The organism is Brachyspira pilosicoli (genome assembly GCF_008016535.1).
GTDB lineage: Bacteria > Spirochaetota > Brachyspiria > Brachyspirales > Brachyspiraceae > Brachyspira > Brachyspira pilosicoli_A.
Window position 1 is genome coordinate 1 of record NZ_SAXY01000007.1, and the last position, 19,656, is coordinate 19,656.

Genomic DNA, 19,656 nt, shown 5'->3' on the forward strand with positions numbered 1-19,656 from the left:
TTAAATTCTGTGCTATAATCTCTTTTCATAGTAGCATCCTTTTTATTTGTTTTATGTTCAAAATATTATAACAAGGATACTGCTTTTTTTATACTAAAAAATGTCCAATATCTCATACTCCTAAACATTCTCACTATTTCAGTATAATTTTGACTGCAAGCTATCATCAATGTTGTTAAATAATTTTTTTCTAATTTAGTTTCTATATACATATCAGCTTTATGTTCAAGAAGAATTTTAACGACATCTAAATTGCCATAAATACATGCATATATCAAAGCAGTATAATTATAATTGTTAGTTATATCTACAGAAGCATTATACTCCAATAAAAGTTTTACTATATCAGTATTTCCTTTATAAGAGGCAATCATTAAAGGAGTGTATCCTTCTTTATTCTTAAAATCTATTTCAATATCTTTTTTTTCAATATCATTTTTATTATTTTCAATTAATATTTTTGCTATTCCAAATACATTTATATTTACATAATTATTTTTATTCAATAAATATTTTATTTGCTCAATATCGCCCTCTTCTACAGCATTGAAAAATTCAATTTTTTCTCTATTTGTAAACATCATAAATCCTAAATTTATAATTTTTTAAACAAAAAATAAAGTTGTATAATACTTATAGATAGTATATTTAAAAATGAAGAAATATCAATAAATATATGTTTATAAAGTAAAAAACACAAAGAAAAGTTTATAATTACATAATAAACATAACATTTTACAAAAAATTATAAAAAAATATCTAAAGTAAGCAAAAAAAATTAATAATTAATTGATAGCAGCCGATAATATATACTAGTTCAAGGACGGACTAATAAACAATTTTCACGGAGGAACCATATGGTTATCAATAATAATATAAGTGCAATAAATGCACAAAGAACTCTTAAATTCCGCCAAGTAGATTTAAGAAAAGACGCAGCTCAAATATCTAGCGGTATGAGAATCAACCAAGCTGGAGATGATGCTAGCGGATTAGCAGTATCTGAAAAAATGAGAACTCAGATTCGCGGTTTACGTCAAGCTGAAAGAAACACTCAAGACGGTATATCTTTCATTCAAACAACAGAAGGTTACTTGGAAGAAACTACTAATATCCTTCAAAGAATTCGTGAATTAGCTATACAAGCAGCTAACGGTATCTACACAGATGAAGACAGACTTTATGTACAAATCGAAGTTTCTCAATTAGTAGATGAAATCGACAGAGTTGCTTCACAAGCTCAATTCAACAAACTTAACATGTTGACTGGAAGATTTGCTAGATCTACAGGAGAAAATACTCCTACAGCTTCTATGTGGTTACATATCGGTGCTAATATGGACGAAAGAAAACGTGTTTATATTGGTACTATGAACAGCCAAGCTCTTGGACTTAAAAATCCAGTTGGACCTGCTACTACTGCTACTTTCATTAGTGTTTCTAGCCCTAATAAAGCTAATACAGTTATAGGTATGGTTGATGAAGCTCTTCTTAAAGTATTAAAACAAAGAGCTGACTTAGGTGCTTATCAGAACAGATTAGAAATGACTGCTCAAGGCTTAATGGTAGGCTTTGAAAATATGCAGGCTTCTGAAAGCAGAATTCGTGATACAGATATGGCTGAAGCTTCAGTTAAACTTGCTAAAGATCAAATTCTTAATCAAGCTAACTTGTCTATGCTTGCTCAAGCTAATCAGTTACCACAAGGTGCTCTTAGATTATTACAATAATAATAGCCTAATAGCTTAAAATAAAAAGGGTGATGCTATTTTTTAGCTTCGCCCTTTTTTAATGCAAAATAAATAATAAAATATATATAAAAAATGGCTTGCAAGTATATATACTCACAAGCCTTAAAACATTTTCTATAAAATATTATTTATTAGACTGTATATAATTAGCAGCATTTTTTCCAGCCTGTCTTCCAAAAATAATAATATCGGCTATAGCATTACCGCCAAGTCTATTAGCACCATGTATACCTCCAGTAACCTCACCAGCAGCATAAAGTCCAGCTATGGCAGTATTATTTGTTCCTATAACTTCAGCATTAGTATTAATTTTTATACCTCCCATAGTATGGTGTACGGCAGGAGCAATTTTTATAGCATAATAAGGAGCCTCTTCTAAACTCCAATCAATAGCCTGAGTTCTTCCAAATTCAGTATCATTTTTAGCCTTAACATCATTATTCCATTTATCCATAGTAGCTTTAAAAGCATCAGTTGGAATATTTAATTTTTTAGCAAGCTCTTCATAAGTAGCAGCTTCAGTAACTATTCCAAGAGCAACCATTGATTCAACAGTAGCCATATTTTTTCTTAAATTGTTATCAAATATGATATAAGCATAACTTCCAGGCTGAGCTAATACATCAGCAGAAACAACATCTCTAGTAGCCATTTCATCTCCAAATCTCTTTCCTTCCTGATTTACAAGTATAGCTCCCCTTCCTCTTAATCCTTCTGTAACAAGCTCGCTTTTTGATTGCTCAACTGTAGGGTGAATCTGTATTTGTTCCATATCAACCAAAGCAGCCCCAACTTTTTCTGCCATAAATATACCATCGCCTGTTCCGCCAGGATGACCTGTAGTAATGAAACCTTTTAATTCAGGCTTATATTTGGTATACAATTCTTCATTGGCACTAAATCCGCCTGTAGCAATTATCACAGCTTTAGCATTTATAGTCATTTTTCCATTAGGAGTTTCAGTTATAACACCAGCAGCTTTCCCATCTTTCATAATTATTTCAGTGGCTTTAGTTTCAGTATATATATTTATGCCTTTAGGCTCTAATTGCTTTTGAAGTCCTGCAATGATATATTTTCCTGCATCTGAGCCTCCTTCAGGAGCATGCATTCTTGGTCTGCTAGCTCCGCCGCTAGATACTACTGATTTTAAACTTATTCCCATACTGTCTAACCATTCTATAGCATCAGAAGAATTTTTTGCTAAATAAGCAACCAATTCAGGATCATTTATATTTTTTCCGCCTTTCATAGTATCATCTATAAATGTCTGAATACTATCTGCAATACCGAGTGATTTTTGATATTTAGTTTCAGCAGCATTCAATCCGCCTTTAGCTCTTACAGTATTTCCGCCTAAATAAACCATCTTTTCTATTAATGTAACATCAAGTCCGCTTTCTTTAGCACTTAAAGCAGCACTCATACCTGCTCCGCCTGCCCCTATAACTAAAACATCTGTATCTATTGTAACATCTTCTTTTACTATAGCTTCTTTTGAAGATTCCCCTATAGTTCCAGCCTGACTCAATGCCACTGTAATAGCCTCTATAGCACCTTTAGTAGTTCTAGTTGCTCCACTTACAGTATTTACTCCATCTATAGTATTCTTTTTAATAGTTTCATCTATAACTTTTTTTACAGCCATATCAGAAAAATCACTATCAGCTTTTTCTAATACATCTATTTTCTCTATCTTATTATTTGATATTGTAACGGAAACTTTTATCTCTCCTTGATGTCCCATAGCAGAACCTTCATAAACCCCATCTGCATAAGAACTTTTTTGAGAATCTCCGCAACTAATCAGTAATGATAAAGTTAATAATGCTAAAAAAATAGTTTTTTTCATTAAAAAACTCCTTAATATTTAGATAAATTAATTATATAAAAAAAGATTAGCATTGTCAATTTGTTTTTATATTTTTATTACAATTCTATTATTTTAAAGTATAAAAAATAACAAAATTATTATAATTATCAAAATTTATAAACTTTTATAAACTTAAACTATATTACTAAATTATTATATTAGCTATTTATAACCATCTTGAATTGATTTGATATCTCCTTCTTTATAGCCTGTAAACTCTGTGATATAGATGATTGGCTAACATTAAAAATCTTAGCTAACTCTCTTTGGCTCTTACCTTCAGAAAATAATTTTAATAACTGTTTTTGCTTTGGTGAAAGTATCGCCACAACCAAATTTGAAAGCCTCTCATATTCTACATAACTTAAACTATTTGTATAAAGTATATTCTCTAAGTCTTTATCTGTTAAAACCACTTCCCTGCTATAATCCCTATTTTTCTTAAACTCCCTCTTTCCATATCTAATCTTCTTTAACATCTCATCGCATAATTTTACACAAGTATTATATTTAGGACATAAATTACACATTGTTAATACTCCTTTAATACATATAAAATATCTTCTAAAAGCATAGCTGAATATTCAATAGATGTATCAAAATTAAGTTTCTTTACAGCATTATCAACATCTACCCTCATTATAACCCAATCCTCCCAATTAACCTTTTTATTGTAAAAATAATCATCATCGTCAATATTATCTAGTATTATTTTTACAAGTTTTTTGTTATAATTTTTAAACTTTCTTGTTGGCGGTTTATTCATAATAGCTCTCCCAAACTAATGTATAGTAATATACTGTATATTACTATAGTAGTTTTATATATCATATATCGTTTTTTTTCAATACCCATTTTGATGTTTTTTAACATTTTTTATGTTTTTTATGCTTTTGATATTTTTTTATTTTTCGATTAGAATGGTTTATAAATCATAATAAATAGTAAGAGTAGTATAATGATAAAAGAAGATAGTAAATATATATGTAAATGTAAAGAATTATCTATTGAAGAGATAGAAACATTAAAAAAAGAATATGGATTAAAGACATTAAGAGATATAGTAAAGAAGACAAAAGCAGGCACAATTTGCGGTGGATGTAGAAATCGTTTAAAGGAGCTATTTAAAGATAATTTAAGATAAAAGCATTATAATTCTACATAGCCTCTGTATGCGTATCTTGCTTCGCCTTTCATAAAAACTGTATTATCTTTATAAGTTAATATCAACCCCCCCCCCAAAAGGTGATTGAGTATAATATTGTCAGTTCTTTTACTTATAAATCCAGCCACACAAACGGCAGAAGCACCTGTACCGCATGCCAAAGTCTCACCGCTTCCCCTCTCCCAAGTTCTCTGTATAACTTCTCCTCTACTTATAACCTGCACAAACTCTACATTTGTTCTATTTGGAAATATAGGATTATTTTCAATAAAACTTCCAATATCATCAATTCTCATATTTTTTACATCATCTACAAATATCACACAATGAGGATTGCCCATAGATACACAAGTAAAATAATAAGTTTTTCCATTAAAATTAATAGGCTCATCTATTATTGGAGTTTTATCTATAGTAGTTGGTATTTTTAAGCCTTCAAGTATAGGAGAGTCCATATTTATCTCAACGCTATCAACTTCATCATTCTTTATAAATAAATTAGCCTCAAGAACCCCTCTTAAAGTTTCTATTTTCATTGGGTTATTTTTTGATATATCATTATCATAAGCATATTTTGCAACACATCTTATGCCATTTCCGCACATTTCAGACTCAGAGCCATCATAATTAAACATTCTCATAGTTACATCAGCTATTTTACTAGGCATTATTAAAATAATACCATCAGCACCTATAGAATAATGTCTATGACTCAAAATTGGAGAATATTTTTTGGCATCTTCAACTGTAAAACTCTCTTTAAAACAATCTATATATATATAATCATTACCTATGCCATGCATTTTAGTAAAATTCAAAGTCATAACAATAAACTCCAAAACATAAAAAAATATTTATTTATTTTACTTTAATTTCTATAGTTTTGTCTTTTACCCTGCTGTTTGAAACAGTAACTATTATAGAGCCTTTCTTGTTATTAGATTTCACCCAGAAAGAGTAATATCCGCCCTCAAGTACAGGGTTATCATTTCCTATTAAAGAACCAGAGCCTTTAACTTCTATTTTTATAGCTTCGTTAATATATGGAAGTCTGTTTCCTATAGAGTCAATAGCTTTTACTGTTATTCTTGTAGCATCCCATGCAGAACCATTGCTTACAGCATTAATTTCTTTATCATCAGCAATTACTTCCAACTCTTTGAAAGTAGGATTTTTTAAGAAATGTTTTTCTATTACAGGATTACTATCAATATATCCTACAACTTTAGCATCTTCCCAATTCATAGCACTAACACCGGGAATATTTCTCTCCATTTGTATAATAACAGGAGCATGCTTTAATCCTTGATATTTTGCAGAAGCAGGATATTCTTTTGCTAGTAATTCATTCTTATAATAAAACTCCACATAATCACAATTTGTAGCAACCATTAAAGGAGATATTCCCCCTATAGCTCTTTCACCTCTTGCATATATAGTAATAGGCTCTAATACAACACAATCTTTTTTATTCATCTGAGAAGAATATACACTTGCAGCCAATTTTTTATTTCTAAACATATCGCAAACGCCATGATAACATATTCTATCACCCGAACCAAAATCATAATGAGTATGATAATCAAAAGCACACCAGCCAGTAGAACCAGATATACTGTCATCTATAGCAACAGCATTAATAACATCAAAATGTCTTTTAGTATGCTCAATCAAACGCTCCTCAGAGTCTTGCATCTTTGTAGGGAACATATGTCCATTATACTCTGTTATCATATAAGGCACATTTTTATCTAATTTTGTTACAAACTTTTGAGCTCTTATAGGGTCATTAACTCCATCGCAATTAAAGTCATTCATAGTATATACATCTTCTAAAAGCTCGCTTCCCATTATATATCTAACTCCGCCTGTTTGTCTTGTTTTATCTAACTTGTGAGCTACTTTGTTAGTTTCTTTGTAAAAGCTATGATTATCCTGACTCTCATTGATTCTCACTCCCCATATAATTATAGAAGCATGATGAAAATCTCTCTCTATCATGTCTTTTACATTTTCTATAGAAACCTTTTGCCAATCTTTATCACCTATATGCTGCCAGCCAGGTATCTCTTCAAAAACCATCAACCCTATTTCATCGCATCTGTCTAAAAAATGTCTTGAAGCAGGATAATGAGATGAACGAACTATATTAACTCCCAAATCAAACTTTAATATATCAGCATCTTTTTTCTGCATTCTCTCAGGCATAGCATAACCAACATAGGGAAAACTCTGATGTCTGTTTAATCCTCTTAATTTTATTTTTTTACCATTCAAAAAAAATCCGTTATCTCTAAATTCAACATCTCTAAAACCAATACTTACACTAATAGTATCTTCATTAGAAAGAGAAGCCTCAAGTCTATAAAGTCTAGGATTATCAATATCCCAAAGCTCTATTCTGTCAGTATCAATATATTCTTTTATATTTATATCAGTAAATAATTCATCTTTTTTTAGAGTAATTTCTTTTTTTATCTCGCATATATGATATTCTCTATTATAAAGATTAATAAATAAAGTTTCTTTTTTGTTTTCTTTTTTGCTATTTCTTATTCTCACTTTTCCAATAATATTTTGTTTAGCGTCACCTATAATCATAACATTCTCTATAGAAACTTCATCAACTATAATAATTTGTACTTCTCTATATATACCGCCGTAGCATAAATAATCTATTTCATTTCCAAAAGGAGGAATATCTTTTCTCTCTGTACTATCAACTTTAACTGCTATAATATTATCTCCCTCAATTAAAGAGTCTGTAATATCATGAACAAAAGGCAAATATCCCCCCTTATGTTCTGCGAAACTTTTGCCATTAATAAATACTTCTGCAGCAGCCATTACTCCTTCAAAATTAATTAAAACTCTCTTATTTACAAAATCTTTCTTATTATAATTAAATATATTTTGATATCCGGCAACAATCCAAGTATCAGATTCATCAAAATAATGAAGCGGTATTTCTTTTACAGTATGAGGTAAAGTTACACTTGTTGTTTTTTTAATGGTGTTTTTTATATCATCATTCCATTTATCTAAAAACTTCCAATTAGTGTTAAAATCAATTACTTTTATCATAATATTTTACTCCGATAAGGATAAATAATTTTTTATTAAGTATAGATTTTATTATTTAAACAACAAAAAATCAATTATAATTTTATCATTTTTTGTTTAGGAGTATGAGATATTGGACATTTTTTAGTTTAAAAAAGTAGGTATTCCTTATAATATAAATAGCCCAAATTTAAAGGAATACCTATGAAAGAATATACTTCAAATCAAAGAAAAAAGATAGTTATAAAAATAAATAAAGTTAAAAATAAAGAAATATTAGCTTTTAAATATCATATTAGTATTAGAACATATTATTATTGGAAAAGACAATTAGAAACTTGTTCTATTATAAAACCTAAATCTACTAAATTTAAAGCTAATAAAAACATTCTGCTTTAAATTATAATACGTCTTTTGTTTACTTTTATAAATTAAGGAATTCCTAACTGCAATATATTTGTCCCCTGTGCATATTAAACTTATTTTTTTATTTCTTCTATTTCATTTATCTCTATTAAAGAATCCCCTATTTGTAAAGATGGATTTGTCTTTAAAATACAAACAACACCGTCATAATCTGATACTATGTCTTTAATTTTTTTACCAAAATAATCTTTTATTTCTCCAACCTTATCTCCTTTTTTAACAATATCCTCTGTTTTTACAATAGGATACCACATACCATAACAATCAGCCTTTATAGAAGCAGTATAATTTAATATAACTCTCTCTTCTGTATCTTTTATTTTTTCATCGCATAACATATCTAAATAAATCATAATATTTTTTATTCCATCATAATGAACTTGAACATTCTCTTCATCTAATATACCGTTGCCTCCAGCTTCAGTAAGTATAGAAGGAATACCTCTAAAAGCTAATCTGCTATAAGCTCCCCCATATTTATTATCTTTGTTCATTTTAGTATCTATTATATATTTTATATTATATACTTCAGCCATCTTTCTTGATATATTATCTGTTTCTTCTATACCAACTATAGGAATATAAATACAATTAGCTATTGATTCAGGTATGTCCCCTCCATGAAGTTCTATAGAGTAGTGAGCATCTTTTAATATTTCATTCCAAAAATAATAATCCATAGCTTCGGTATAACTTCCATACTCTTCACCTGGAAAAAGTCTTAATGGATTTTTATTATCATTAGGTACAATAAAAGCTCTATTCTCTCTAAAAGCAGGTATATTAAATATTGTAGTTATTATTAATTTCCCTTTAACTTGCAATTTATTTGATTCCAAATCATTTAATAATCTTATAGCAGCCTCTATTCCTGTAAATTCACTTCCATGCATCCCGCCTATAATAGCTAAAGTTTTATCATTGTTATTTGTTTCGCCTTCTACATATGCAATAGGAAAAATTATTTCTTCTCCTGTAGTCTTACATATAAACTTTTTAATTTCTTTTTTTATTTTATTCATTTTTTACTCCATTATCAATTTTTTTAAATAAACTTTTTATAAAAGGTAATATAAAAATACTTCTGCCAAAATAAAAAGAAAGTAATGCAATCCAAAGCCCATTATTGTTTAAATAATCAAAACTTATAAAAAGCACAGCTAAAAATAATATTAAACTCAAAAAAGTAGATATAAACACTGCCCTATTAAAAGAAGCCCCTGTAAATATTCCATAAAGTGTAAGCCCCAAAGCAGAAATAGTAGGATATAATGCTACCCAAAAATAATATTTATAACTATAATTTAGAACTTCAATATTATCTGTAAATAAATTAATAAATGTTTTATTAAAAATTAAATATAAAGTTGTTAATAATATTACAAATATAAATCCATATTTAATATTTTTTATTATTGCATATTTTAATAAAGTTGAGTTTTTTAATCCAAAAGCTCTGCCGCTATAAACACTTGAAGTATTAGCAATTCCATCAAACATATACGATATTATTGATTGTATTTGAAGAAGTATAGAGTTTGATGAAATTAATATGGTTCCCAATGAAGCACTTTTTGATGTAAAAATATTTATTTGAATTAGTAAACATATTGTTCTAAGCATAAGATATAAATTTGAAATTAAAGAAGTTTTCATTTTAGATAAATCAGTAAAATCTTTTAAATTAACTTTTCCAAAATTTCCATATCTTAAAATAAAAAACACACCAATAAAAAAAGAAGTTAATTGAGATATTAAAGTTGCAATTGCTATACCCAATACCCCCATAGATAATGATAAAGCAAATATTACATCCAATATCATATTTAATAAATTTCCGCTTATTTGCATTATTAAAGAAGCCTTAACTTTTCTCTGCCCCATAAGCCAGCCTAACATCACATAATTAGATAATAAAAATGGAGCCCCCCATATAAGCACATTATAATATATATTAAAAGCTTCTAATGCCCCTATTTCTAAATCAAAACTATTTTTTGCATAAAAACTAATAACTCTTTGAAATATTAGTATTATAAATGATATTGATAATGCAATATATAAAGGCTGAAAAAAAGCAAAAGCTCTATCTTCTTTTTTTCCTGTACCTAATGCAATAGCACTAAATGAAGTAGTATTTACTCTAAGAAAACCAAATACCCAATATATAGTATTAAAAACAACACTTCCAACCGATACACCAGCTATATATATTGGATTGCCTAATCTTCCAGCAACAGCTGTGTCTACTGCACCTAAAAGAGGTTGTGTCATTGTGGATATTACAAAAGGTATTAATATTTTTATATAATCTGAATCTTTTATTAATTGTTTTGTATCATTATTCATTTTATAATTTTTATATTTTTATAATTGAAAAAATCATATTGCAATATATTCTTCTTTTCTTAATTCTCTTGCTATATTCACTATATCAAATGTTTTTACACTATTAAGAAGCTCTAAAGCATATTCTGTTTTTACATTATTAAGATTTTTTATATCATCTACTTCTTCTACAATATTTCCGCTATTAAAAAATAACACTCTATCACATAAATATGTTATAGTAGATAAATCATGAGTAATAAATATATAAGAAAAACCATATATATTTCTTAACTTTATTAAATAATCCATAAGCTGAGTTTGTGTAGAAACATCTAATGAACTTACTGCTTCATCTAATAAAATTATTTTTGGGTGAACCGCTACTGCCCTAGCTATACAAATTCTTTGCAATTGCCCTCCGCTTAATTCATGAGGATATCTCTTCAAAAAACTTTCATCTAACCCTACATTATTTAAAAGCTCTATAGCCATGTTTCTTCTGTTTATTTTATCAAGTTGCTCTCCTGTATTGATAGTATGAACATTAATAGCTTCATCTAAAGTTCTCATAACCGTAAATCTAGGATTAACAGAAGATACATAATCTTGAAACACAACACTTATATCATATCTTAATTTTTTATTCATTTTGTTTTTATATTTATAGAGGTCTATATTATCTATAATAACTTTCCCATTCTCAGGTCTTTGAAGTCCTAATATAACCTTTCCTAATGTGCTTTTACCGCTTCCGCTCTCTCCTATAATACCAAGACATTCTCCCTTTTTTAAATAAAAAGAAACATTATTTAATACAGTCTGTCTTTCTTTACCAAAAACTTTTTTTTGATTTTCCTTTCTAAAACTTACTTTTATATTTTTTGCTTCTAATATTATTTTCTCATTTGTCATTATATTGCATCTCCATAAACTATTTCATTAAACTTTTTCATAACAGACATTCTTTTTGATACCAGAGAAGCTGTATATTCATCTTTGCTGTTAAATATAATGTCTCCTACAGAAGCATTTTCCAATATTCTTCCTTTTTTCATTACTATCATTTTGTTTGATATTTTGGATAATATTCCTAAGTCATGCGATATGAAAAGCATAGAAACTTTATTCTCTTTTTTTATTCTCAAAAATTCATTCATAATAGTATTTTGACTAATAGAATCTATTGCAGTAGTAGGTTCATCAGCTATTATAAGTTTAGGGTTTAATGATAATGCTAATCCTATCATTATTCTTTGAAGCATGCCTCCGCTAAGCTGATGAGGATATTTTTTTATTGTATCTTCTGGATTTCTTATTTTCATTATATTTAGAGTATCTATACATTTTTGATATATTTGTTTTTTATTTAAATCCGTGTGCTCTAAAAAAGTTTCCTGCATTTGATTGTATATTCTGTATAAAGGATCAAAACATGTCATAGGATTTTGAAGTATCATACATATTTTATTTCCCCTTAATTTTCTTATGTTTCCAGAACTCTCTTTTATTAAATCAATATTGTTAAAAAGAGCCTCACCTTCTACACGAAAATTATTATCAAGCAAACGAAGTATTGATTTTATGGTCATACTCTTGCCGCTTCCGCTTTCTCCTAATATGCCTAAACATTCGCTTTCTTTAACAGAAAAAGAAACATCATCTATTATTTTTATATTATTGTTTTTTTCTCTAAAATAAACATTGAGATTTTTTACTTCTAAAATATTTTCATTCATATTTAATCCTATTTAATAAATAATAAAATTATGCCCTGCTTTCTTTAGGGTCAAGAACATCTCTTAAAGCATCTCCAAGGAGATTGAATGAAGCTACCAAAAATACTATCGCAACTCCTGGAACTATCATCTGCTTAGGATTTGTAGTCATTACATTTTTTGCTTCATTAAGCATAGCACCCCATTCAGGTATAGGAGCCTGCACACCTAACCCCAAAAAAGATAATGTTGAAATATTTAATATAGCCCACCCTGTATCTAAAGTTGCAAGTACTATCATTTCTGACGATATTGAAGGAATCATATGATTAAATAATATAAATCTTGAAGAAGAACCTATAGTTTTTGAAAATAAAACAAAGTTCTTTTCTCTATATTTAAGTACATTCGTTCTTATCATTCTTGAATACCATGCCCATTTTATAAATACATTAGCTATAATAACATTTGCAATATCAACTCCTAATAAAGCAACAACTGCAAGTATCATTATCTGACTTGGAAAAGAAAGCATAACATCTACTATTCTCATTATTATCTCATCAACAGCACCTTTAAAATATCCAGCAAGTATTCCCATTAAAGTGCCAAGTGCTATAGTTCCAAGCATAGTGAGTAAAGATAAAAATAAAGTGTATCTTATTCCATATATCATTCTTGATAATATACATCTTCCAAGCTGATCTGTTCCTAATGGATATTCTTTTGATATACTTGCAAATTTATTTAATATATTATTTGCATAAGGATCATTTGGAGCAATTAACGGAGCAAATATTCCTATTAAGGCAATAATTAATATAAATACCGTACAGCCTAATGCCATCTTATTTTCTAAAAATCTTTTTAACATTTTATTACTCTCCTATTCTAAGTCTAGGATCAGCTACTCTTTGTATAATATCAAAAATCAAATTGAAAAATACAAATAAAATACCCGTCATTAATATATAAGCTTGTATAACAGGATAATCTCTATTAAATATAGAAGCTATGCATAGTCTTCCAACACCGGGCCAAGCAAATACATTTTCAACAACTATAGTACCCGATATTAATTGAGGTATACTCATCCCTATTGCTGTAATGCATGATTGAAGAGAGTTTTTTAATATATGTTTTACTAATATTATTCTTTGATTTAATCCTCTAGCATTTGCATATAATACATAATCTTCTTTCATATTTTCAAGCATATTATTTCTTATAAGCCTTATATATGTGGATATGTATGTTATTGATATTGTTATTGCGGGAAGTATAGCATGACTCCAAGTTCCGCTCCCGCTTGTAGGGAGCAAATCAAGTTTTATACTAACAAGCCATATTAATAAAAGCCCAACCCAATAAGCAGGCATAGCAGTTGTTGCAAATACTATAAATCTAATAACTCTATCAAAAATGCTATCTTTATAGACGGCACTAAAAAAACCAATAGGCAAACTCAAAACTACTACAAATATCAGAGAAAGAAATGCTAATTGCAATGTGGCAGGTAATGATCTTGCTATTTCTCCTACCACTGTTCTTGAAGGATTAGTATAGCTTACACCCAAATCTAATCTTAAAAAATCTAATATCCATCTAAAATATCTAACAAAAAAAGGTTCGTTTAAGCCCAATTCTTCACGCATTTGTTCTATTGCTTCATCAGATATAATGGGAATTTGCTGAACTCTCAAAACAACTTCGGCTGGGTCTGATGGTATTAGATTGATAAAGAAAAAACTTAGCAAAGTAATTCCAAATAAAAGCGGTATTGTAACTAATACCCTTTTTATAATATATGCTTTCATAATGAAAACCTCTTTTTTTATATATAATTGTATGCTGCAAACTATTAATTATAATTTGCAGCGATGAAATCTATTAATTAAAATACATTAGCCAAAAAGGAACTTCATATTGAGTTTGAGCAAACTTAACATTTTTTAAATCTGATGTATAAACCGCCTTGTTACATTCATAAGTAAGCGGTATATAAACAGCATCTTCATGAAGTCTAGTGAGAACGAAATTATAAAGCTCTTTTCTTTCATTTTCATCTACACTCAAAAGAATCTTTGTTATAGCTTCATCAATTTCTTTTTTGTCATGCAAACCCTGCTGAGCTGCATAATCGCCATATACCCTCTGACGCATAGCTGCTAATGATGATTGCGGGTCATAAGGAGAGCCCCAACAAATATTAAACACCATATCAAAATTACCAGCCTTCATATTATCTCTATAAGATTGCTCTTCTTCTCCTGTAATATTAACTTCAACTCCTATTTTAGCATACTCAGACTGTAAATATTCTGATATTGTTTTTTCTGTTACACTATCACTATTATATAAAAGATTTAAACTTAATCTTTGTCCGTCTTTTTCTCTTATTCCATCATTGCCAACAACCCAACCAGCTTCTTCTAATAATTGATTTGCTTTATCCATATTATACTCATAAGGAGTAAGTTCTATATCGCAATATGCTACAGTTCTTGAGAAAAGTGTATCAGCAGGAGGCTCTAAACCATAAAATATTCCATCTGATATAGCTTTTTTATCAGTAGCATGCTGCAATGCTTTTCTAACATTGCTATTAGATAATATAGAATGAGTTGTATTTAATACTATTTGTCTTGTTGAAGTAGGTGCTGATAGAGATGATACAAATTTAGAATCATTTTTATATTTATTGATAGCATCAGAGTCTATCATGTTTTTACCAAATATTAAATCTATCTCTCCCTTTTCTAAAGCTAGTAGTCTAGTTTGATTATCAGGTATAACTTTTACTCTTATTCTTTTAATTTTAGGCTCTTCTCCCCAATAATTAGTATTAGCTTCAAAAACAGCATATTTATCAGTTTCATATTCTTTTAATACATAAGGCCCTGTACCTATATATTCATTAACTCCATTCTTTGTAGAACCATTTTTCATAGCCTTTGGAGATATCATAGCAAATGGTCTTGTAACTCCTAATTCTGTAAGCATAGGATAATATGGAGAAGTTAAAGTTATTTTTAAAGTATAATCATCAATAGCCTCAACTTTATCTAATATATGCATCATTTCAAGCCATGTATGTCTTTCTTTATTTTCTATAATAGCATCAAAATTAGCCTTTATAGCATTAGCATCACATATCTCACCATCAGAAAAATAAACATTCTTTCTAATATTAAATGTATATACTTTTCCATCTTCACTAATATTCCAGCTTTCAGCAAGACAAGGCTCGTATCCATTCTCTCCGATATTAACTAATGTTTCATAAAGCATCTCTTGTGCATACATCTCCCCAGCATATAAATGCGGATTTAAATCCCTTATATCTCTATAGTTTACAAATATTAACTCTTCATTATTAAGTTTTCTGTTACTTTCTGCCGTATCTGAACTTCCAGAACAATTTACAAAAAGCATTAATAATAATATGCTGAAAAGCAGATTTTTAATTATTTTATTTTTCATTTTAGAATCTCCATTGTTTTGTTACTAATATATTTTGTTAGTGTATTCTAACATATAATATATAAATGTCAACACATTATTAGTGATATAGAACAAATTTTTAGATGTGTGAAATAGATAAAATACTACTCAATATACGTAAAATACAACTCAATTGCTATAAAAAACTTTAATTATACTTTAATTTTAATATTTATTACAAAAAAATATAGACCTTAAAATTACAAAAACTTAATATTTTATCTCTTCATATATTAAAGGTTCATCTCTAAATGTTGTGTATATTGTTAACGTATTATCTGTTATATTAAAAGAATAAGCTGTTTGAAGAATTGACAAATATTCACCCTCTGCATTTCTTTTTTTTGAGTCAGCAGTTTTTCTTGTGGTATTTATCATAGATATTGAAATTTTATCATTTTCTATTTTGCAATCTGCCCAATACTCATTAATTGAAGACTTACCATATATTTTATTTTTATCAATACTAATAGTAATATTCATATAACTATAAATATTGACAAGTTTATATACTTTTATCTTTTCAACTTCTTTAGAATCTTCTTGCACAAAGAGCATATTATGTTTGCAAGATATAAAAACTAGAAAAAATAGTATTATAATATTTTTTAAAATAATGTAAGCTCTCCTTCTTTGCTTGAACCAGAATCATCAAAAGATTCCATAGTGTTTGCTGCATCCAATGGAGATAAATTGCCTTTAAGTGCATCTTCAAATAATGGCGAACTTATAAGTCTATTATAACCCTGATTTGTTCCTTTATCAAATGTGATGTCTGGGTGAAGCTTTATTGCATGCAAAAGAAGAAGCTTACCAAATCCTCCCCTTCTATATGGGAAGCTTATATATATGTATTTAAGCATATTCTCTTTATCTACATAATAATAACCTTCTATTCTTCCATCTATTGTTAAAAGACCTACATTTTGATTGTTATTATTAATTATTTTATAGAAAAAATTATCAGTATAGACAATTTCTTTATTATCTTTTATCTTGATATTTTTTATAAAGTTAATTAATTCATTTTTGTATAAACTATTATATTCAATAACAATTACTGAAGGATATTCTTCATGGTCTATTGTTAAAACAGGCATATAAAATTCTCCCAAAAATATAAAAAATCTCTCTTACAATATCGGAAATATTGTCAATATATATACTAATTAATTGACTTAAAAAATTAATAGCTATATATTATTAATATAATAAATATTTAGGATAATTTATGAAAAAAACTATAATTTTATTTTTTGCATTATTTTTATTTTCAGTAAGCAATCTATTTTCAGCACCAGGTTTTTTTAGTTTAGGCTATGTTATAACATTAGCAGGAAGCTTGCCTGAATACAAAATAGAAAATAACGGCGGAAGTTTAAATAAAAATGACTATCAAAGTCAATCATATTTTGAAGGCGGTATAATATTACAAACAGCTTATAATTTTATAGTTAGCTCAAGAACACAATCTGCTATAACACTTGGTATTGATTTTGGATATAATAGAGATGCTTTTAGTTTTATAGATTATAATATTAAGAAAAAATATGCTAATTTATTTGACAGCATACTTGTGGGAGGATATTTAGAATCTACCATATATGGATTTATGCTTGGAGTTGGAGGAGGAGTAAAAATAGCTTTGGGCGGAAACTATAGATATGATAATATAATAGAGCTTCTTAACTATAATAGATTAAGAGAAAGATTTGATGATTTATATATACCGTATATAAAATTTGTAGTTGGTTATAAATTCTATAAATATTATTCAAGCAGCAGTTTGAGTTTTTATTTTAACTATGATTTTCCTAATGTTAAAGTAAAAGGAGTTTCTCCAGATGTACAAAAACTTGCAGCAATAGATTTAGGTGTTCAGATATCAGGACATTTTAATTTTACAGAAGACTATTAATTAATAAAACTAATTAAAGAAATTAACAATGGATTTTTCTAAAAAAGTATGGAACAAAAACATAAAAAACTATCAAAAAATTAAAGATATGCCATTCAACAAAGAATTGATGTTAGGAACTTTAGATAAAAATAAATTTGCCTACTATATAGAACAAGATGCTCATTACTTAAAATATTATTCAAAAGTTTTAGCAATAATATCTTCAAAAATAGATAGTGCAGATACTGCTATTACATTTTTACAATCTTCTATTAATTCATATATAGTTGAAGAAGAGGTGGTTCATAAATATTTTAGAGAGTTATTTAATTTTAAAAATACAAATAAAATAACAACTGCCTATTTAGGCTACACTAGTTTTTTAATAAATACAGCACATACTGAATCTGTAGAAGTTGCAGCATCTGCTATACTTCCTTGTTTTTGGATATACAATGAAATAGGAAAGTACATAAAAGAAAATGCTGTTACAAAAAACAACCCTTATAAAAAATGGATAGATACTTATGCAGACGAAGAGTTTTCTAAAGCAACTGACAATATGATTAGCATTATTGACAATATGTATTCAAAAACTTCTAAAATAAATAAAGAAAAAATGATTAAGGCTTTTGATACTGCTTTTATTTGGGAATATAGGTTCTGGAATGATGCTTACAATTTAGAAGTATTTAATAAAATATAATTATTTTTTAATTTTTATAGGAAGCAGTCTTTCTAATTCTGTTTTTGATACTTGAGTGTTGCCTGTTATTAAGCTTAACACTTTTATATTAGTTTCATCATTTAAAGCATTAAAAATATATTCTAAGCTATAATTTTTATTATAATTCTTTAATGGATATATTATATTCACATGATTTTCGCATACAAACACACTCTCTTTTACTATTGCTGACTTTATATTAATATTTTTATGAGAGCCTGTGATTCTATTAACTGCTATAACCTCTTCTCTTATTATTAAATCTTCTGAAATATTTTTTATATATTGAAGTTTTCTTTTATTTGGTATAACAATTTTTCCATTTACTATATTAGAAGAATATATTAAAGGAATCGCATTATTTTTACTTTCTGTAAGATTTTCTTTATATTTATTCCAAGCAATACTTCCTGTTTTTACAGAGTAGCCTATTTCTTTTAAGCTAATTGTGTCTTTATATGCCTTGTTTAAAAATAATTTATCTTCTGTAAATATTGTAATATCATTTTTTGAAAATATATATTTTTTATTTTTTTTAGTATTAGTTCTTTTGAGTATTAAAAGCATCACTTTTTGATTTGCCATATAAAAGTTATCAGAGCCTTCCACTATATGCATATATTCTATACTGCTATTATTAATTATATATTCTCTTAATTTAGCAAAGAATGCTCCATTATTCATTGAAGGCGGCACAACATAGGCTAAATATCCACCATCATTAAGAAGCTCTAAACCTATTTTTATAAACAAAGAAAATATATTAACTCTTCCGCTTATAATCTCTTTAAATCTTAATTTTTGCTCTTTATCTAATTTAAACTCAAAATATGGAGGATTTCCTATTATATAATCATATTTAATAGATTTATCAGTGTTAATTTTTAAAGTATCTAAACATTTAACATCTGCATTATTTATTATTTTTTTTGATATAGCTACTAAACTCTCATCAATATCAAATCCATGTATCTCAGCATTATTAAAATATTTTCTACAAGATAAAAGAAACTCTCCGCTTCCGCATGCTGGATCTAATATTCTTACATTATCTTTTTTTTCTGAAATATTTATTAATTCTTTTAAAAGTAAATCTCTTATACTTTTTGGCGTAAAGTACTGTCCTAGTTTTTTTCTTTTTTCTATATTTGTATTTTTAAAATAATCTATACTTTCTTTTGTGTACTCTTTTATCATCATA

At 27.7% G+C, this 19,656-nt stretch carries 19 protein-coding genes and 2 pseudogenes; 5 read left to right on the forward strand and 16 right to left on the reverse strand.

What is annotated here, in order from left to right; genetic code table 11:
- Positions 1–107 precede the first annotated feature (107 nt).
- Positions 108–581, reverse strand: a pseudogene (locus EPJ72_RS00550) (ankyrin repeat domain-containing protein); the annotation flags it as partial.
- Between the two features lie 276 nt (positions 582–857).
- Between EPJ72_RS00550 and EPJ72_RS00555 the strand changes: the two are divergent.
- Positions 858–1,730: a flagellin N-terminal helical domain-containing protein gene (locus EPJ72_RS00555; protein ID WP_013243178.1), complete on the forward strand. Its 873-nt coding sequence runs from the start codon at positions 858–860 to the stop codon at positions 1,728–1,730.
- A 145-nt stretch (positions 1,731–1,875) separates the two neighbouring features.
- Here the strand turns inward: EPJ72_RS00555 and EPJ72_RS00560 are convergent, their stop codons facing one another.
- From EPJ72_RS00560 to EPJ72_RS00570, 3 genes are all read right to left on the reverse strand, one after another.
- Positions 1,876–3,603, reverse strand: coding sequence for a flavocytochrome c (locus EPJ72_RS00560; protein ID WP_147730333.1), 1,728 nt, complete (start codon positions 3,601–3,603; stop codon positions 1,876–1,878).
- A gap of 179 nt (positions 3,604–3,782) precedes the next feature.
- Entirely contained in the window at positions 3,783–4,154 is a 372-nt protein-coding gene (locus EPJ72_RS00565; RefSeq protein ID WP_147730334.1) for a LuxR C-terminal-related transcriptional regulator, read from the reverse strand.
- A 2-nt stretch (positions 4,155–4,156) separates the two neighbouring features.
- A complete protein-coding gene (locus EPJ72_RS00570; protein WP_013243180.1) occupies positions 4,157–4,390 on the reverse strand; it encodes a hypothetical protein in 234 nt (77 codons plus the stop codon).
- 192 nt (positions 4,391–4,582) lie between these two features.
- On the opposite strand from EPJ72_RS00570, the gene EPJ72_RS00575 reads away from it, so the two are divergent.
- Positions 4,583–4,768, forward strand: coding sequence for a (2Fe-2S)-binding protein (locus EPJ72_RS00575; RefSeq protein WP_147730335.1), 186 nt, complete (start codon positions 4,583–4,585; stop codon positions 4,766–4,768).
- Positions 4,769–4,773: 5 nt separating this feature from the next.
- Here the strand turns inward: EPJ72_RS00575 and dapF are convergent, their stop codons facing one another.
- Positions 4,774–5,613 (reverse strand): diaminopimelate epimerase, encoded by an 840-nt coding sequence (dapF, locus tag EPJ72_RS00580; protein ID WP_147730336.1) that lies wholly within the window; start codon positions 5,611–5,613, stop codon positions 4,774–4,776.
- Positions 5,614–5,647: 34 nt separating this feature from the next.
- Positions 5,648–7,873, reverse strand: a complete 2,226-nt coding sequence (locus EPJ72_RS00585; RefSeq protein WP_147730337.1) for a glycoside hydrolase family 2 protein — start codon at positions 7,871–7,873, stop codon at positions 5,648–5,650.
- A 183-nt stretch (positions 7,874–8,056) separates the two neighbouring features.
- Between EPJ72_RS00585 and EPJ72_RS00590 the strand changes: the two are divergent.
- A pseudogene (locus EPJ72_RS00590) lies at positions 8,057–8,245 on the forward strand (hypothetical protein); the annotation flags it as partial.
- Positions 8,246–8,331: 86 nt separating this feature from the next.
- Here the strand turns inward: EPJ72_RS00590 and EPJ72_RS00595 are convergent.
- The 9 genes from EPJ72_RS00595 to EPJ72_RS00635 form a co-directional block, all read right to left on the reverse strand.
- Positions 8,332–9,300 carry a M14 family metallopeptidase gene (locus EPJ72_RS00595; protein ID WP_147730339.1) on the reverse strand — a complete coding sequence of 323 codons (969 nt, stop codon included), beginning with the start codon at positions 9,298–9,300 and terminating at the stop codon, positions 8,332–8,334.
- Entirely contained in the window at positions 9,293–10,627 is a 1,335-nt protein-coding gene (locus EPJ72_RS00600) for an MATE family efflux transporter (RefSeq protein WP_147730340.1), read from the reverse strand. The genes EPJ72_RS00595 and EPJ72_RS00600 overlap by 8 nt, the downstream gene beginning before the upstream one ends.
- Positions 10,628–10,660: 33 nt before the next feature.
- Positions 10,661–11,521 carry an ABC transporter ATP-binding protein gene (locus tag EPJ72_RS00605; RefSeq protein ID WP_199749254.1) on the reverse strand — a complete coding sequence of 287 codons (861 nt, stop codon included), beginning with the start codon at positions 11,519–11,521 and terminating at the stop codon, positions 10,661–10,663.
- Complete coding sequence (locus EPJ72_RS00610) at positions 11,521–12,345, reverse strand: ABC transporter ATP-binding protein (protein ID WP_147730341.1); 825 nt, start codon at positions 12,343–12,345, stop codon at positions 11,521–11,523. Before EPJ72_RS00610 ends, EPJ72_RS00605 begins: the two co-directional genes overlap by 1 nt.
- 28 nt (positions 12,346–12,373) lie before the next feature.
- Complete coding sequence (gene opp1C, locus EPJ72_RS00615; protein WP_147730342.1) at positions 12,374–13,198, reverse strand: nickel/cobalt ABC transporter permease; 825 nt, start codon at positions 13,196–13,198, stop codon at positions 12,374–12,376.
- Positions 13,199–13,202: 4 nt separating this feature from the next.
- Positions 13,203–14,141, reverse strand: a complete 939-nt coding sequence (opp1B, locus tag EPJ72_RS00620; protein WP_147730343.1) for a nickel/cobalt ABC transporter permease — start codon at positions 14,139–14,141, stop codon at positions 13,203–13,205.
- Between the two features lie 73 nt (positions 14,142–14,214).
- Complete coding sequence (gene nikA, locus EPJ72_RS00625; RefSeq protein WP_147730344.1) at positions 14,215–15,807, reverse strand: nickel ABC transporter substrate-binding protein; 1,593 nt, start codon at positions 15,805–15,807, stop codon at positions 14,215–14,217.
- Between the two features lie 231 nt (positions 15,808–16,038).
- On the reverse strand, positions 16,039–16,386 hold the full coding sequence (locus tag EPJ72_RS00630) for an META domain-containing protein (protein ID WP_242004857.1): 348 nt from the start codon (positions 16,384–16,386) through the stop codon (positions 16,039–16,041).
- Positions 16,387–16,436: 50 nt separating this feature from the next.
- Complete coding sequence (locus EPJ72_RS00635; RefSeq protein ID WP_147730345.1) at positions 16,437–16,928, reverse strand: hypothetical protein; 492 nt, start codon at positions 16,926–16,928, stop codon at positions 16,437–16,439.
- Between the two features lie 131 nt (positions 16,929–17,059).
- On the opposite strand from EPJ72_RS00635, the gene EPJ72_RS00640 reads away from it, so the two are divergent.
- Complete coding sequence (locus EPJ72_RS00640; RefSeq protein ID WP_147730346.1) at positions 17,060–17,746, forward strand: hypothetical protein; 687 nt, start codon at positions 17,060–17,062, stop codon at positions 17,744–17,746.
- Positions 17,747–17,774: 28 nt separating this feature from the next.
- Positions 17,775–18,434: a TenA family protein gene (locus tag EPJ72_RS00645; RefSeq protein WP_147730347.1), complete on the forward strand. Its 660-nt coding sequence runs from the start codon at positions 17,775–17,777 to the stop codon at positions 18,432–18,434.
- On the opposite strand, the gene EPJ72_RS00650 is transcribed toward EPJ72_RS00645, so the two are convergent.
- The gene (locus tag EPJ72_RS00650) at positions 18,435–19,652 is read right to left on the reverse strand and encodes an HsdM family class I SAM-dependent methyltransferase (RefSeq protein ID WP_147730375.1); all 1,218 of its coding nucleotides are present in this window, start codon (positions 19,650–19,652) and stop codon (positions 18,435–18,437) included. It abuts the gene before it with no gap.
- Between the last annotated feature and the right edge of the window lie 4 nt (positions 19,653–19,656).

Coding starts and splice junctions, on each gene's coding strand:
- EPJ72_RS00555 (WP_013243178.1), top strand. CDS start 858: ATGGTTATCAATAATAATATAAGTGCAATAAATGCACAAAGAACTCTT.
- EPJ72_RS00560 (WP_147730333.1), bottom strand. CDS start 3,603: ATGAAAAAAACTATTTTTTTAGCATTATTAACTTTATCATTACTGATT.
- EPJ72_RS00565 (WP_147730334.1), bottom strand. CDS start 4,154: ATGTGTAATTTATGTCCTAAATATAATACTTGTGTAAAATTATGCGAT.
- EPJ72_RS00570 (WP_013243180.1), bottom strand. CDS start 4,390: ATGAATAAACCGCCAACAAGAAAGTTTAAAAATTATAACAAAAAACTT.
- EPJ72_RS00575 (WP_147730335.1), top strand. CDS start 4,583: ATGATAAAAGAAGATAGTAAATATATATGTAAATGTAAAGAATTATCT.
- dapF (WP_147730336.1), bottom strand. CDS start 5,613: ATGACTTTGAATTTTACTAAAATGCATGGCATAGGTAATGATTATATA.
- EPJ72_RS00585 (WP_147730337.1), bottom strand. CDS start 7,873: ATGATAAAAGTAATTGATTTTAACACTAATTGGAAGTTTTTAGATAAA.
- EPJ72_RS00595 (WP_147730339.1), bottom strand. CDS start 9,300: ATGAATAAAATAAAAAAAGAAATTAAAAAGTTTATATGTAAGACTACA.
- EPJ72_RS00600 (WP_147730340.1), bottom strand. CDS start 10,627: ATGAATAATGATACAAAACAATTAATAAAAGATTCAGATTATATAAAA.
- EPJ72_RS00605 (WP_199749254.1), bottom strand. CDS start 11,521: ATGACAAATGAGAAAATAATATTAGAAGCAAAAAATATAAAAGTAAGT.
- EPJ72_RS00610 (WP_147730341.1), bottom strand. CDS start 12,345: ATGAATGAAAATATTTTAGAAGTAAAAAATCTCAATGTTTATTTTAGA.
- opp1C (WP_147730342.1), bottom strand. CDS start 13,198: ATGTTAAAAAGATTTTTAGAAAATAAGATGGCATTAGGCTGTACGGTA.
- opp1B (WP_147730343.1), bottom strand. CDS start 14,141: ATGAAAGCATATATTATAAAAAGGGTATTAGTTACAATACCGCTTTTA.
- nikA (WP_147730344.1), bottom strand. CDS start 15,807: ATGAAAAATAAAATAATTAAAAATCTGCTTTTCAGCATATTATTATTA.
- EPJ72_RS00630 (WP_242004857.1), bottom strand. CDS start 16,386: ATGCTCTTTGTGCAAGAAGATTCTAAAGAAGTTGAAAAGATAAAAGTA.
- EPJ72_RS00635 (WP_147730345.1), bottom strand. CDS start 16,928: ATGCCTGTTTTAACAATAGACCATGAAGAATATCCTTCAGTAATTGTT.
- EPJ72_RS00640 (WP_147730346.1), top strand. CDS start 17,060: ATGAAAAAAACTATAATTTTATTTTTTGCATTATTTTTATTTTCAGTA.
- EPJ72_RS00645 (WP_147730347.1), top strand. CDS start 17,775: ATGGATTTTTCTAAAAAAGTATGGAACAAAAACATAAAAAACTATCAA.
- EPJ72_RS00650 (WP_147730375.1), bottom strand. CDS start 19,652: ATGATAAAAGAGTACACAAAAGAAAGTATAGATTATTTTAAAAATACA.